The following is a 13,375-nucleotide window of genomic DNA, read 5'->3' on the forward strand; positions in this document are numbered from 1 at the left end:
CCCGGGCGGCATCACCACGCACTTCACGGAAGGAAGCCCCACCATGTCCGACACAGCCCTGACCCCCGAGGCACCCGCGGCCGCCGTGGACCCGCGCCGCGAGGAGGTCGTGGAGGCGATCAAGGCCGCCCTGACCGAGGTACTCGGCCACGACATCCCCGGGCTCGAACAGGATTCCCGGCTCTTCGACCAGGTCGGCCTCGACTCCAGCGGCGTCTTCGAGCTGCTCATGGGTCTTGAGGACCGGCTCTCCGTCGAACTCGACACCGACAGCCTGGAGATGCGGCACTTCGAGACCGTGCGCACGCTCGCCGACTTCCTGCTCGACGAGATGAGCGTCTGACCGTGTACCGGACGGCCGCATCTCCCGGCGGGGCTCCTCCTGCGTCCGCGCTCCGCCTGACCCGCGCGGTCCACCAGGTCTTCCCCCGGGGTGACATCCGCATCGACGACGCGTTCTCCGCCCGGCACTTCTCCGATGTGACCGGGGCCTACGGGCGTGAGTACCGGCCCGGTCTGGTCGGCGGCGGCGTGGGCAACGACTTCGCCCTGATGGCCCGGCAGCTCGTCGAGCGGCTCGATGTGGCCGGGGAGGAGGTGGGGGTGGCCGTCGTCGCGCACGCCACCCCGGACCTCGACTGCCGCCGGGCGGCAGCGACCTATCTGTCGGACGCCTGGCCGCACGGTCCCCTCGCCTTCGGAGTCGGTGAGCAGGGCGGCATCACGCCGTTCGGCGCACTGGGCCTGGCCGGCGCCTACGCGCACCGCCACGGCATGCGGCACGTTCTCGTGCTGGTGCTCGACCAGGCGTCGCTGCCCTACGACACCGGCACCGAGCTGGCCGGTGACGCCGGTGTGGCACTGCTGCTGTCGGCGGACGACGGGCCGGGTCCCCGACCTGACGCGCGGGTTTTCCCGGGCGTCGGCACCGAGGACGTGCGGGGCGAACTGGCACGACGGCTGGCGCCCGTTCTGGAGGCGGGTCCGGTCACGCTGGTCGCGGGGCCCGGGATCGAGCCCGCGCGCGACCTGCCGGAGGGTGCGGCGGCGGTCAGGACGGTCGCCAAGGGCTTCCCGTGCGCGGCGCTGTGGTCGGAACTCGCCACGGCGGACCTGTCGCGGGAACGGCTGGTCCTGATCGACCGCGATCCGGTCACCGGCGACCTCGGGGTGTGCACCACGGCGTCCGGGGACCGGCCGCGATGACGGTCCGCACCCTGCCCGGCGGGCAGACCCTGGAGGCGGTCCACAGGGCCGCCCGGGACGAGGGGCTCGCTCCCGCGCTGACAGCGCTGTGCGGGACGGTGGCCGCGGACCGGCTTCCGCGTGGCCCGGGAGGCCATGGGCTGTACGCCGCCACCACGGAGCTGCCGGCCGGCGTGACAGAGGTGGGCTCCGCCGGCCTGCCCGGCGGGCCGGTGGTGATGGTGCGCCATGACGGCGGCGGTGGCGCCGGTCATCAGGACGCGGCCTTCGGGCTCGGACTGGTCTGGCTCCGCCTCGGGCTGTCCGAGTGGCTGCGCGAGGAGGTCGTCGCCTACCTCCAGGGGCGCACGGTGGGCGACGGCAACCCCCTGCTCCAGCAGCAGTTGCTCAGGTCGGCCGTGGCCGAGGCGCTGCTGGAACACCTGGAGGTGCGCGCCGTCGTCGAGGGCGCGGCACCGGGGGAGCTGTCCGGCGCGGCACTGGACGACCTGCAGGAACGGCTGACCGTCGCCGACCGGTCGCAGGTGCGGATGCTGGGTGCGTCCGGCTACCTCTCGACGGGTCCTGGACAGGTCGCGTACGTCTCCGAGCTGCTGGCGGAGGCGTACCCGGCGGGATAACGGAACAAGGGCCCGAGCTGGGCCGGAGCGCGTGGGCGCTCCGGCCCACAGCCATGCCCATCGACCGGAATCCATCCCTCCGAACGCCTGGAACAAGCCATTCCGACTCATTCATCAGTGACAGTTGACGGCGTACAAAGACACCTGTAATCGTTGACTGACAGGTATAAGAATCGCGGAGCGAGGTACCCACTGATGAACCGTCATGAAGAGCGCGCCGTCCGGACCGGGAACACGGCACCGAGACCGGACCGGTTGAGCGTCCGGGTCGCGCTGTGGAGCGCACGGCACCCGTGGCGTGCCATCGGCGGCTGGCTGCTGCTGGTGGTGGTCTGTCTCGCGCTGGGCTCGATGGCAGGCACCCGTATGGCCGACAGCGTGGACTACCGGGTCGGCGAGGCCGGGCGGGCCGAGGAGCTGGCCGCAGCCGCCGGCATCCTCGACCCGCTGGAGGAGAAGGTCGTCATCACCCCGCGCCCCGGCAGCTCCTCCCTGGACGAGCCGGCCGCACGCTCCGCGGCCGAGGACGCCGTACGGCGGATGACCGGCGCGCCGTCGGTGGCGCAGGTGGCCGAGCCCGAACGTTCCCCCACCGGTGAGGCGTTACTCGTCACGCTCACCATGAAGGGTGAGGACGCGGCGATCTCCGAGGACGTCCCCGCGCTGCTGGAGCGGACCGAGGCCGTCCAGAAGGCGCACCCGCAGGTACAGGTGGCGCAGACCGGCCACTTCTCCATGGGGCAGGGCGTCTCCGAGTCCATGGGGAAGGACCTCGCCACCGCGGAGCGCATCACCCTGCCGCTCACCCTCGTCATCCTCATGGTCGTCTTCGGCGCGGTGATCGCCGCCGGGGTGCCGCTGGTGCTCGCCCTCTCGGCCGTCGGAGCCGCGATGGGACTCTCCCAGCTCTTCTCGCACCTCTTCCCCAGCGTGGGCGCCAACAACAGCCTGATCCTCCTGATGGGCATGGCGGTCGGTGTGGACTACTCCCTGCTCTTCCTCAAGCGGGTACGTGAGGAGCGCGCCAGGACCGGAGCCGCCATCGGCGACGAGGCCGCGCTGCGTATCGCCGCCGCGACGGCAGGACACTCCGTGGTGGTCTCGGGCTGGGCCGTCATCGTGTCGCTGGGCGCGCTCTTCGTCGTGGGTGACGTGGTGTTCTCCTCGCTGGCCATCAGTTCCATCGCGGTGGTCGCCATCGTCCTCGGCGCGTCGATGACCCTGCTGCCGGCGCTGCTCAACAAGCTCGGCCGGGCCATCGACCGGCCGCGTCTCCCTCTCATCGGCCGGATCACGGCAGGGTCCTCGGGCCCCGGCACCCTCTGGCCGCGGCTCCTGCGGCCGGCGATCCGCCGCCCGCGTGCCGCGCTCGCCACCGGGCTTCTCCTGATCGCCGCGCTCGCCCTGCCCGCGCTCGGCATGCAGCTGTCGTCGACCGAGGTGAGCACCCTGCCGAAGGTCGACGCGGTCCAGGCACGGGACCGGATGATGGCGCAGTTCCCTTCGCAGGGCGCCGACTACCTCGTGGTCGTCAAGACCGGTACCGAGCACCGCGGCGAGCTGCGGGGCGCTCTGGACGACCTGGTGGGCAGGGCCGGGCAGGAGCCCCTCCTGCGCTCCGACTCCGAGGCGGTGACCAGGGTGGCCGAGGACGGCGGAACCGGTACGGTCCGCCTGCGCACCCCGTACGCCATCGACTCCGAGGAGGCACAGCAGGCGCTCGAACAGATCCGGAACGGCCTGGTGCCGCAGACGGCGGGGAAGGTCCCCGGCGCCGAGACCGCGGTCTCCGGTGACGTGGCCCGCAACGCGGACGTGCTCGACCACCAGATGAACGCCCTGCCCTGGGTGATCGGCGCCGTGCTGGTGCTGAGCTTCCTGGTCATGCTGATCGCCTTCCGGTCCGCACCCGTCGCGCTCGTCTCGACGCTCCTGAACGTGGCATCGGCGGCGGGCGCACTCGGACTGCTGGTCCTGGTGTTCCAGTCGGACTGGGTGCAGAACCAGCTCGACTACGACTCCGACGGTTTCATCGTCTCCCGGGTCCCGCTCTTCCTCTTCGTGATCCTCTTCGGACTCTCCACCGACTACAACGTCTTCATGATGAGCCGGATCAAGGAGGCGGCCCTGGCGGGACGGTCCACGACGCAGGCCGTCCTGGAGGGCGTCAGCCGGTCGGGGGGCGTCGTCTCCGGCGGCGCGGTGGTCATGGTGTCGGTCTTCGTGAGCTTCATGTTCACCGACCTGCTGGAGATGAAGCAGCTCGGCTTCGGGCTGTGCGTCGCCGTGATCCTCGACGTGGTGATCATCCGCATCCTCGTCCTGCCGGCCGCGCTGCAGCTCCTGGCCCACAGACTGTGGTGGCCGGGCGGCCTCGCGAAGAGCGCCCCCGCTGCCGGGACGGAGCACCGGCGGGAGGTGCGGACGTCCCTGTGAGCGCGTGACGCAGATGTCCCCCACCACGGACCGTGGTGGGGGACATCTGCGTACACACACCGGCCGGCGGCTCACTCCCGGGGAACGCTCCCCGCCGGGAACGGCCGGTCCCGGTCGAACCTGCTGGAGCGGTAGCCCTGGAAGAGGTTCAGCTTCTGCATGCTGCTGGTGCCCTCCAGGAACTCCATGGCCCTGGCGTCCCGCGCGAACTTGTCCAGGAGCGGGTGTTCCAGCCGGGCTCCGGGCCCGAAGAAGGAACACGCCTCGCGCGTCGCGGACTCGGCCAGTTCGGCCGCGCGCACCTTCGCGGCCGAGGCCAGATAGCCGTTCGAGCCGTTGTGGTCGACCGCGGCGGCGGCCCGGTGCACCAGCTCCCGGCAGGCACGGACACGCCGGTCCAGCCGGTCCAGCCGGTCCTGCTCGTCCGCGGTGAGAGCGCTCCGGCCGGACCGTACGTACGCTGCCGCGGCTCGCGCGATACCGACCGCGATGGCGGCGACGCCCGGCCGGAGCCGGTTGAACGTCTGGATGAACGCCCAGGTGCCCCGCCGGCTCGCCGACAGATGCCGGCCCAGGACCGACTCCTCGCCCACGGGCACGCCGTCCAGCTCGATCGCGCTGATCATGGCGCCGCGCAGACCGATCATGGGCAGTGCCTCGGCCCTGAAACCCGGTACGTCCGTAGCCGTGAGCACCGCGGTCACCCCGAGCGGCCCGGGACCGGTGCGGGCGAAGACCGTCGCGATCCCCGCGCGTGCGGCGTTGCCCACGTAGCGCTTGGTGCCGTTCAGCACCAGGCCCTTCCCGTCCTCACGGGGGGTCAGCGAGGAGGCCATCGCCGCGGCGTCCGAACCTCGCTCGGGCTCCGTCAGGGCGAAGCACGTCCACAGCGGTTCGGCCGTCATCCGGCCGTAGAACCACTCCTTCTGCGCCGCGTCCGCCAGTACGTCGACCAGGACTCCGGCGAGCAGCGGGCCGGGCGACGCGACGAGCATGCCCGCGTCCGCGAAGGCCAGTTCCTCCATGATGACCGCGCGTTCCATGGCCAGTTCACCGCGGAACCGCCGGCCGGCGATCGGTTCGGGTTCATGCCCGTACTCGGCCGGTATCCCCATGCGCGACAGATAGCGCACGGCGGGCAGATCGAAGCAGCGGCGGATCCACTCGGGGTCGGAGTCGAGCGCGAGGGCGTGACCGGGGAAGTCGGCACCCCACTCGCCGAACTGGTCGCGCAGTGCGCGCAGTTCCGGGTCGAGCAGGGACGATTCGGCGAGGTCCGTCATGGTGGCCGTCATCCGCAGCCGCCCGCGTGTCCGAAGTCGGAGCCGGCACCGGCCGGTCCGGGCACCGCCGCGGGCGGAACCGGCTCCGGTTCCCTGCCCGCGCGCACCTCGGCCACGAAACGCTCCAGCCGGTCGACGCCCCAGTAGCGGCTGGAGCCGTTCACGAAGAACGGGACTCCGAACACACCGTCCCGGCACACGTCGAGGAGGAGGCGTGTGCCCTCCTCCCGAAGCGCCGGGTCGTCGCTCGCACCCGCCGTCCCGACCGGGTCCAGGCCCAGTTCACCCGCTATCCGGGCGATCACCGAACGGTCGCAGATGTCACCGCCCTCCTCCCAGCGCGTCCGGTAGGCGGCCGCGACGAACTCGGGCCCGCGGCCCTCGCGGAGCGCCACCAGATAGGCCAGGTGAGGCACCTCCCACACCGGGTCGTGGTCCACCGGCCAGGTCAGGGACAGCCCCCTCTCCTTGGCGAGCCGGCCGACGTCCCTGAGGATGTAGAGGTGCTTGGCGCGGGACATCGCCACGTAGGGGAAGGAACCTCTGGCCTCCCGCAGGGCCTCCTCGCTCCGCGGGTCCGGCTCGAAGAAGGGCCGCCACGTCACGGTGGCGGCCACATCCGGATACCTGTCGAGCAGTTCGCGGTAGGCGAACCAGGAATAGGGACTGCGTAACGAGAAGTAGAACACCGGTTTCTTCGCCATGATCCGTCCTCCTCTACAGAACCAGGCCGCCGTCGATACCGAGCACCTGCCCGGTGATGTACGACGCGCGCTCCGAGACCAGGAACGAGACGAGGTCGGCGACCTCTTCGGGCCTGCCGAACCGGCCGAGCGGAATCGACGCCCCGGTGTCGGACGGCAGCTGCGAGGTCATGTCCGTCTCGATGAATCCGGGCGCCACCGCGTTGACCCGGATGCCGCGCGGGGCCACCTCCTTGGCCAGCGCCTTGGAGAACCCGATGATCCCGGCCTTGGAGGCCGAATAGTTGGTCTGCGTGGCGTGGCCGTACACCCCGGCCACCGACGACAGCGTCACCAGCGAGCCGCTGCGGCGCTTCATCATGCCGAAGACGGCCGCGCGGCACACGTTGTAGGTGCCGTCCAGGTTGATCCGCATCACGTCCTGCCAGTCCTGTGGCGACAGCATGATCAGCGGATTGTCGCGGACGATTCCGGCGGACGACACCACGGCGTCCAGCGGCCCGAGCTCCGCCTCCGCCGCACGTACGAACGCCTGCGCCTCGGCCTGGTCGGCCACGTCCACGCGCCGCGTCATGACGGCGGCGCCCTCCTGCTCGGCGTCCTTGGCCACCAGATCGGCGGCCTCCTGGTTCGACCGGTAGCAGAACGCCACGTCGTAGCCGTCGCGGGCCAGACGGGTGACCACACTGCGCCCGATTCCCCGGGAGCCTCCTGTGACCAGTGCTACGCGCCGTTTCTGTACGGACATCATGACCTTTCCTGGGTTGACCGGCGGGCGGCGGGCGAATGGGGCGCGAGCGTGTCGGCGGCCCGCAGGACCAGCATGAGCTGCCCGACCTCCAGGACCGGCCGGCCGTCCGCGTAGCAGGTGCCCGTGGTGATGACGGTGTCGCCGAGGTCGCGCACCGTCTCGCATTCGTGCTCCATCACCGCGCCCACCGGCACCGGTGCGAGGAGCCTGGCGTCGCGTACCCCCGAGAGGAGGGTCACGAGACCCGTCCCGACCTGCGGATTGGGCCGTGTCCAGCAGGCCAGCGCGACGGCCGACTGGGCCCAGGACTCCAGGACCAGGCCCGGCGGCACCACCTGGGACGAGCCGTGGGCGGCCGTGACCGACGGAGCGTCACAGGCGACGGCCGCCCTGCGGGCGTGGAGCCGCTTGCCCGGCTCGGCGTGGATCACGGAGTCGACGAGCAGCGCCGGGGCACGGTGCGGGATCAGGGACTCGATCTCCGGGAGCGTGGTGGCCGGGGTCGCGGGCACCCCGTGCCGTGCGGGGCCGGGTGAGTCCCGGGCCGGTGCGCCGCCGATCCGTATCCGCATCTGGGCGACCGGGCCTTCGGCCGTCGTCAGGGAGGCGGAGACCTGGGCGGCCCCCGCCTCCTGACGCACCGTGGCCTCCGCCCGGACCGGTACACGGGGTCGTACGGGGCTGCGGAACCGCGCCTTCTCCAGCGTGATCGGCAGCGTGGGGTCCACAGCCCCGGCCCCGCTCACCAGACTGTGCACGTACTGGAACAGGAGGAACCCCGGCACCAGGGGGAATCCGGGAAAGTGCCCGGCGAGGAAGGGGTCGTCGGAGGCGACGGTGTACGTGCCCCGGAGCGTCCGCTCGGTGGAGGACTGCAGTGGCATGGGTGGATTGCTCCGTAAGTCGTGAGGCGGCCGGCCGTCTCCGGTTCAGCCGGAGAGGACCGCGCAGCCGACAGTGCCGTCCCGGTCGATTCCGGTGATCAGGGCGGCTGTCCCGGAGGACAGCCCACCTTCGTGGGCGGCGAGGACCGCGGTGGTCTGGAAGCCCGTGGCGGCTGCCGACGTGTCCCCCAGAAGCGGCCGGACACGCAGCCACCGGGCGGGTTCCGTGCCGAGCGCCGTGCGTACCGCGTCCTCCTCTCCCGGGGTGCCGAGCGGCGCCACGAAGCCGACGTCCGAGGCGGAGACCCCGGCATCGGCCAGGGCGTCCCGGACGCACCGGGTGAGGGCCGCGGACGCCTCGTCAGGGGAGTGGTACGTCCGGAAGCGGGTCGCCCGGAGCCGGGCGAGCGGTGCCCGGCCGGCGGCCCGCGCCGACTCCGCCGTCTCCAGCAGCCAGGCCGTCCCGCCCTCTCCGAGCGGCGTGCGTGCGGTGTCGTCGGCCGAGTGCCATTCCAGCCACGCGCGCTGCACGGAGTACTCCTCGGCGGCCCCGCACAGCACGCGGTCGCAGTGCCCGCCCCGGAAGAGCCGGGCGGCGTAACTCAGCGCGAGCAGCCCGGTCAGCCAGCCTCCCGCGATCGTCGTGTTGGGGCCCTTGATGCCGTGCCAGATGGCGCTCTGCCCGGTGGCCCTGTTCATGACGGTGTTGGGGAAGCGGGCCGGATCGACGTGGTACGGCTTGCCACCGGTCAGCGAGTCACGGGTGAAGTCCATGATCGACTGGACGCTGCCCGAGCCCGTGCCGAGGACGAGACCGGTACGCTCCGGGGGCTCGGCGAGGTCCGGGCCGCAGGCTTCCAGGAGCTGCCCCACGGTGGAGACGGCGAGGGCCGTCACCCGGTCCATGGTCCGCGTCCCCTTCTTCCCCAGAGCCTCGGCCGCGCTGAAATCGGGGACCGTGGCCGCCTGCGCGTACGGTCCCGGCCAGGTGCCCTGGTCGACGTCGCTCAGGGCGCTGACGCCCTGCCGGAGCCCGGAGCCGTACGCCTCGCTGCCCCGCCCGAAGGGGGACACCGCCGACCAGGCGGAGAACACGAGGTCATCGGTGGCCCTGCGCTCCGGCAGCACGGGGGCCGCCGCCGTCGCGGTGCTCACGCGGTTCCCCGGCCGGTGATCGCGCCCGCCTTGCCGTTGAGGCCGTCGAGCAGGCGGTCGTCGAAGTCGACGAGGCTCCAGTCACGCCGGTTGCCGATGACGGCCCAGCCGTGCGTGATCCGGCCGGTGGCGGTGGGCACCAGCACACCGTCACGCAGGACGTAGCAGTCCATCCGCGAGGTGTAGGTGAGGCGCTTGAAGACGCTCTCCACCGTGTAGACGGTGTAGAGGGTCTCCTCCATCCGTGCCTCGTCCAGGATCTCGATCCGGGAGTGCGGGACGACGGGGATCCAGTCCTGCTCGTCGAGCAGCCGCTTGATGGACACACCGCGGTCCTCGAGGAAGAGGTCCACGACCTCCTCCATCTGCCGCAGATAGCCCGACATCTGCACCCGCTCGGTGAAGTGGCAGTAGAAGTAGGGGATCCGCCAGGCCCAGCCGAAGGCGTTCCGGCCCTCCGTCAGCAGGCCGAGCGGGTCGGCGCCCTCCGGCACCGGCACCGGCTCGCCGCCCCGGCCGAGGCGGTCGACCACGAAGGGGGCGGCCTCGGCGGGCGGCTCCTCCACCGAGTGCCCGCGCGGGTCGAGGCGCAGCTGCACCGCGACCTTGGAGGTGACGGCCTTCACCGGCCGGCCCTCCCGCTCCACGGTCAGCTCCACGGTGAAACGCGCGCCGTCCCCCTTGCCGGGAGCCGGGCGGACGGTCGCGGTCGCCAGGTCGTCGATGTGGAAGGCCGTGAGGATCTTGGTGTCCACGTCGGTGATGTCGACACCGAGACCACAGCGCTCGTAGAGGTCGCCGGCGGCCAGACCCCGCTGCCGCAGGTGGTCGTAGACGGCCTCCTCGACCATGTAGTTCACGTGCTTGAAGCCGATCCAGGTGCAGATGTTCGACCCTTCGTAGCGGGGCCGGATCTCCGTCCGGGTGGCTTCGCCGACGGCGGTAACGCTCATGACATCTCCAGGGACGTGTGGACGGTAGAGGTGCGTGATGCCCGGTGCCCCTCGGACGCCGGGAGAAGGAAGTCGCTCAGCAGCCGTGCCACCTGGGCGGATTGCTCCTGCATGGGGAAGTGGCCGCAGCCGGCCAGGAGCTCGAAGCGTGCGTCGGGGAGCCCGGCCGCCAGGGCACGGCCGTCCCGGGGGAACGCCGCGGTGTCCTTTTCGCCGGACACCACCAGCACCGGGGCCCGCACCGCGTCCAGATCCACGAAGGGGGAGCGCAGATAGCACTCGAAGAAGCGCATCCAGCCGTACGGACCGACCAGGTCGCGCAACTGGCGGGCCAGCCACGTCCGGTGCCTGGCGGCGTACCGGCCGGTGTCCCCTACCTCCAGGGCCTCCTCGAAGACCTGGTGGAAGCCGTTGAGGTAGTAGGTGATCGACGACCAGTCGAACTCGCCGGGCGTGGACTTGTGGAACGGACTGAGCAGCACGGTCGGCCGCGGCGGGATGCGGCCGCTCGCGTACTCCTCCAGGAGGATCCCGGCCGCGAACGAATGGGCGACGACACCGTCGTAGGAGGCGTCGGCCAGGCCCGCCAGGACTTGGCCCGGATCGGTGAGGAGGCTCTGGTCGGTGCCGGCCATGCCGCGCCAGGGCAGCTCGGCGTCCCAGAGTTCGAGCCGTTCGTCCGCGAGCGGCGCCATGCGCTCCCACACCGCCGCGGTGCCGCCCAGCCCGTGCAGCAGCAGCACGCGCCGGGGGTCACCGCCCGATGCCGGTCTGCGCAGCCGCGCCCGTGGCACGGTGGTCACCGCGCGCTCGCGTACGAGCCGAGGATGAGGACCGCGTTGTTGCCGGCGAACGCGAGCGCGTTGTTCTGCACCACCCGCAGTTCGGCCTCGCGTGCGGTGTTGGCCACGGGATCGAGCCCGCAGTCGGGATCGGTCCGGTTGTGGTTGATCGTGGGCGGGATGAACCCCTCGGTCAGGGCGAGCGCGCACGCGGCCGAGGCCAGCGCACTCGCCGCACCCATGGTGTGCCCGAGCATGCTCTTGATGGAGACCGTCGGCGGTGGTGTGTCGAAGACCTGCCGGATGGCACCGGCCTCCGTGACGTCGTTGGCCTTGGTGCCGGTGCCGTGCGCCGAGATGAAATCGATGTCCTCGGGCTTGACGCCCGCGTTGCGGTGGGCGATCTCGATGCAGGCCGCGAGGCTGTCCCGGTCGGGAGCGACCGGATGCAGCGCGTCGCAGTTGAGGCCGTACCCGAGGACCTCCGCGTAGATACGGGCACCGCGGGCCAGCGCCGAGTCCAGGCTCTCCATGAAGAGGATGCCCGCGCCCTCGCCGGTCAGGATGCCCTTGCGGTCGGCGTCGAAGGGCTGGCAGACCTCGGGAGCGATGGTGCCGAGCCGGTAGAAGCCGGTGAACGTCTTACGGCAGATGGCGTCGGCGCCGCCGGACAGCGCGGCGTCGACCTCGCCGGACCGGATGGCGTCGAACCCCGAGCCGATGGCGTAGTTGCCCGCGGCGCACGCCGTCGGGATGGTGACCGCCTCCACATCCGTGAGCCGCAGCTCACGCACGATACTGCTGGAGAGCATGCCGGCACCCGTCCTGCGTGCCACGCGTCCGTCGAGCCCCTCGGGGCCCGAGGCGAGCTGATCGGCCATCAGCGTGTCGAGATCATGGGACTCGCCGTCGGTGGTGCCCACCGACACCAGGGCCCGGCGGGCCCGGAGTTCCTCCGGATCCAGCCCCGCGTCCGCGACCGCCATGCGCGCGGCGGCGACGGAGAACTGACTTGCCCGGCCGAGCTCCTGCGGATCGATGTTCTCGATCCACTCGGCCGGGTCGAAGTCGTCTATCTCGCAGCCGTTGGCGTGTGCGTAGCCGGCCGTATCGAAGGAAGTGATCGGCTTGACGCCGCTGCGGCCCGTGCGGAGCCCGTCGAGGAATTCACGGGGACCGGTCCCGATGCTGGTCACCACACCGAGCCCTGTGATGACCACCCGGCGCGGCTCCTGATCCGTGCTGTTCGTCACTGCCTCTCCTTCGTCGTTGACCAGGTCGCCCGGATTACTTGGACAGGCTCTCTTCGACCACTGCGACGACGCCGTCGAGGTTGACCATGCGCGTCAGTTCGGCCTGGTCGATCTCGATGTCGAAGGTGCGCTCGAGCGAGGAAAGGATCTCGATCGCTCCCAGGGAGTCCGCGTTGTGGTCCTCCTTGAAGAGGCTGGAGTCGGTCACGTCCGTGGGCTCGATCTCGAGAATCTCGCAGACGATTTCCTTGATCTGGGCACGCTGTTCCTCGTTGATGCGGACCGCGTTGGTCATTTCGCCTCCAGATGAATTGCTTCGACGGGACATCGTGGATTCTCCCGACGAGAGCTGACGCCGAACTGACGGCCCGCTGACGCCCTCGTTCACGCGGCTGACAACGATGTTTCGGCTGCGGCTTAAAGAAGGTGATGCCGTGTGTGCGACGCGCCTATGGTCCGGTCTCGATTGCGTCGACCGTCCCGGCCGTGAAGGGAATTCCCGCGATGAATGTGCTCGACGAGATCGTCGGAGGAGTGAGGGAGGACCTCGCGTTCCGCAGGGCGCGCACGCCCCGGTCGGAGCTGCGGGACAGGTGCGCGGCCCTGACCGCCCCGCGGGACTGCGCCGCGCTGCTGCGCAGCGGTACGGGGGTCCAGGTCATCGCCGAGGTGAAGCGGGCGAGTCCTTCGCGCGGGCCGCTCGCCGACATCGTGGACCCGGCGGCGCTCGCCGCCGACTACGTGGCCGGCGGTGCGGCCGCGGTCAGCGTCCTGACCGAACAGCGGCGGTTCGCCGGCTCGCTCGCCGACCTCGATGCGGTGAGCAGCCGCGTCGGCGTACCCGTGCTGCGCAAGGACTTCGTCGTGGACTCCTACCAGCTCTGGGAGGCACGTGCCCACGGCGCCGACCTCGTCCTCCTGGTCGTCGCGGCGCTCGGCCGGGCCCAGCTCGCCGAACTCCACGCGGAGGCACAGGAGATCGGGCTGACGCCGCTGGTGGAGGTGCACGACGAGCATGAGGTGGAAGGGGCGGTCGCCGCCGGCGCCGGGGTGATCGGTGTGAACGCCCGCGACCTGAGGACGCTGCGGGTCGACCGGGGGACCTTCGCCCGGGTCGCTCCGTCCATCCCGGCCGGTCCGGTGCGCGTCGCGGAGTCGGGGGTGCGCGACGCGCGTGACGTGGCCGCTCTCGCGCGGGACGGAGCGGACGCGGTGCTGGTCGGTGAGGCGCTGGTCACCGGTGACAGCCCGGGTGAGGCCGTGAGGAACCTCCTCGCCGGCCGGCGGCCGGTCCGGTGAGAACCCACCGGAGGACCGCTCCGGGAGACGGCGCGCCCCGCACGCTCCG

At 71.4% G+C, this 13,375-nt stretch carries 14 protein-coding genes; 5 read left to right on the top strand and 9 right to left on the bottom strand.

Annotated elements, in window-relative coordinates; genetic code table 11:
- Positions 1 to 43: 43 nt before the first annotated feature.
- The 4 genes from ACIRD8_RS16970 (at position 44) to ACIRD8_RS16985 (ending at position 4,262) form a co-directional block, all read left to right on the top strand.
- On the top strand, positions 44 to 343 hold the full coding sequence (locus ACIRD8_RS16970; protein ID WP_403991445.1) for an acyl carrier protein: 300 nt from the start codon (positions 44 to 46) through the stop codon (positions 341 to 343).
- Between the two features lie 2 nt (positions 344 to 345).
- Positions 346 to 1,206: a hypothetical protein gene (locus ACIRD8_RS16975; RefSeq protein ID WP_403991448.1), complete on the top strand. Its 861-nt coding sequence runs from the start codon at positions 346 to 348 to the stop codon at positions 1,204 to 1,206.
- Positions 1,203 to 1,826 carry a hypothetical protein gene (locus ACIRD8_RS16980; RefSeq protein WP_403991451.1) on the top strand — a complete coding sequence of 208 codons (624 nt, stop codon included), beginning with the start codon at positions 1,203 to 1,205 and terminating at the stop codon, positions 1,824 to 1,826. The genes ACIRD8_RS16975 and ACIRD8_RS16980 overlap by 4 nt, the downstream gene beginning before the upstream one ends.
- A 195-nt stretch (positions 1,827 to 2,021) precedes the next feature.
- Positions 2,022 to 4,262 carry an MMPL family transporter gene (locus tag ACIRD8_RS16985; protein ID WP_403991453.1) on the top strand — a complete coding sequence of 747 codons (2,241 nt, stop codon included), beginning with the start codon at positions 2,022 to 2,024 and terminating at the stop codon, positions 4,260 to 4,262.
- A gap of 71 nt (positions 4,263 to 4,333) precedes the next feature.
- On the opposite strand, the gene ACIRD8_RS16990 is transcribed toward ACIRD8_RS16985, so the two are convergent.
- Genes ACIRD8_RS16990 through ACIRD8_RS17030 form a run of 9 tightly spaced genes read right to left on the bottom strand, consistent with a single transcriptional unit; the run spans position 4,334 to position 12,322 of the window.
- Positions 4,334 to 5,545: an acyl-CoA dehydrogenase family protein gene (locus tag ACIRD8_RS16990; RefSeq protein WP_403991456.1), complete on the bottom strand. Its 1,212-nt coding sequence runs from the start codon at positions 5,543 to 5,545 to the stop codon at positions 4,334 to 4,336.
- 8 nt (positions 5,546 to 5,553) lie between these two features.
- A complete protein-coding gene (locus tag ACIRD8_RS16995) occupies positions 5,554 to 6,249 on the bottom strand; it encodes a 2-hydroxychromene-2-carboxylate isomerase (RefSeq protein ID WP_403991459.1) in 696 nt (231 codons plus the stop codon).
- 13 nt (positions 6,250 to 6,262) lie between these two features.
- Entirely contained in the window at positions 6,263 to 6,997 is a 735-nt protein-coding gene (gene fabG / locus ACIRD8_RS17000) for a 3-oxoacyl-ACP reductase FabG (RefSeq protein WP_403991855.1), read from the bottom strand.
- Entirely contained in the window at positions 6,997 to 7,884 is an 888-nt protein-coding gene (locus ACIRD8_RS17005; protein WP_403991461.1) for a hypothetical protein, read from the bottom strand. The genes fabG and ACIRD8_RS17005 overlap by 1 nt, the downstream gene beginning before the upstream one ends.
- 45 nt (positions 7,885 to 7,929) lie before the next feature.
- Positions 7,930 to 9,039, bottom strand: a complete 1,110-nt coding sequence (locus ACIRD8_RS17010) for a beta-ketoacyl synthase N-terminal-like domain-containing protein (RefSeq protein ID WP_403991464.1) — start codon at positions 9,037 to 9,039, stop codon at positions 7,930 to 7,932.
- Positions 9,036 to 9,992 (bottom strand): hypothetical protein, encoded by a 957-nt coding sequence (locus ACIRD8_RS17015; RefSeq protein ID WP_403991467.1) that lies wholly within the window; start codon positions 9,990 to 9,992, stop codon positions 9,036 to 9,038. The genes ACIRD8_RS17010 and ACIRD8_RS17015 overlap by 4 nt, the downstream gene beginning before the upstream one ends.
- Positions 9,989 to 10,795 carry an alpha/beta fold hydrolase gene (locus tag ACIRD8_RS17020; protein WP_403991470.1) on the bottom strand — a complete coding sequence of 269 codons (807 nt, stop codon included), beginning with the start codon at positions 10,793 to 10,795 and terminating at the stop codon, positions 9,989 to 9,991. Before ACIRD8_RS17020 ends, ACIRD8_RS17015 begins: the two co-directional genes overlap by 4 nt.
- Positions 10,792 to 12,027 (bottom strand): beta-ketoacyl-[acyl-carrier-protein] synthase family protein, encoded by a 1,236-nt coding sequence (locus ACIRD8_RS17025; RefSeq protein ID WP_403991473.1) that lies wholly within the window; start codon positions 12,025 to 12,027, stop codon positions 10,792 to 10,794. Before ACIRD8_RS17025 ends, ACIRD8_RS17020 begins: the two co-directional genes overlap by 4 nt.
- Before the next feature lie 34 nt (positions 12,028 to 12,061).
- A complete protein-coding gene (locus ACIRD8_RS17030; RefSeq protein ID WP_403991476.1) occupies positions 12,062 to 12,322 on the bottom strand; it encodes an acyl carrier protein in 261 nt (86 codons plus the stop codon).
- Between the two features lie 209 nt (positions 12,323 to 12,531).
- Between ACIRD8_RS17030 and trpC the strand changes: the two genes are divergently transcribed.
- Positions 12,532 to 13,326: an indole-3-glycerol phosphate synthase TrpC gene (gene trpC / locus ACIRD8_RS17035; RefSeq protein WP_403991858.1), complete on the top strand. Its 795-nt coding sequence runs from the start codon at positions 12,532 to 12,534 to the stop codon at positions 13,324 to 13,326.
- The last annotated feature ends 49 nt before the right edge of the window (positions 13,327 to 13,375 follow it).

The sequence above is a fragment of the Streptomyces sp. NPDC102451 genome, assembly GCF_044765485.1.
Lineage (GTDB): Bacteria > Actinomycetota > Actinomycetes > Streptomycetales > Streptomycetaceae > Streptomyces.

Excerpts from the sequence above, each read along its gene's own strand:
- ACIRD8_RS16970 (WP_403991445.1), top strand. The coding sequence starts at position 44 with ATGTCCGACACAGCCCTGACCCCCGAGGCACCCGCGGCCGCCGTGGAC.
- ACIRD8_RS16980 (WP_403991451.1), top strand. The coding sequence starts at position 1,203 with ATGACGGTCCGCACCCTGCCCGGCGGGCAGACCCTGGAGGCGGTCCAC.
- ACIRD8_RS16985 (WP_403991453.1), top strand. The coding sequence starts at position 2,022 with ATGAACCGTCATGAAGAGCGCGCCGTCCGGACCGGGAACACGGCACCG.
- ACIRD8_RS16990 (WP_403991456.1), bottom strand. The coding sequence starts at position 5,545 with ATGACGGACCTCGCCGAATCGTCCCTGCTCGACCCGGAACTGCGCGCA.
- ACIRD8_RS16995 (WP_403991459.1), bottom strand. The coding sequence starts at position 6,249 with ATGGCGAAGAAACCGGTGTTCTACTTCTCGTTACGCAGTCCCTATTCC.
- fabG (WP_403991855.1), bottom strand. The coding sequence starts at position 6,997 with ATGTCCGTACAGAAACGGCGCGTAGCACTGGTCACAGGAGGCTCCCGG.
- ACIRD8_RS17005 (WP_403991461.1), bottom strand. The coding sequence starts at position 7,884 with ATGCCACTGCAGTCCTCCACCGAGCGGACGCTCCGGGGCACGTACACC.
- ACIRD8_RS17015 (WP_403991467.1), bottom strand. The coding sequence starts at position 9,992 with ATGAGCGTTACCGCCGTCGGCGAAGCCACCCGGACGGAGATCCGGCCC.
- ACIRD8_RS17030 (WP_403991476.1), bottom strand. The coding sequence starts at position 12,322 with ATGACCAACGCGGTCCGCATCAACGAGGAACAGCGTGCCCAGATCAAG.
- trpC (WP_403991858.1), top strand. The coding sequence starts at position 12,532 with ATGAATGTGCTCGACGAGATCGTCGGAGGAGTGAGGGAGGACCTCGCG.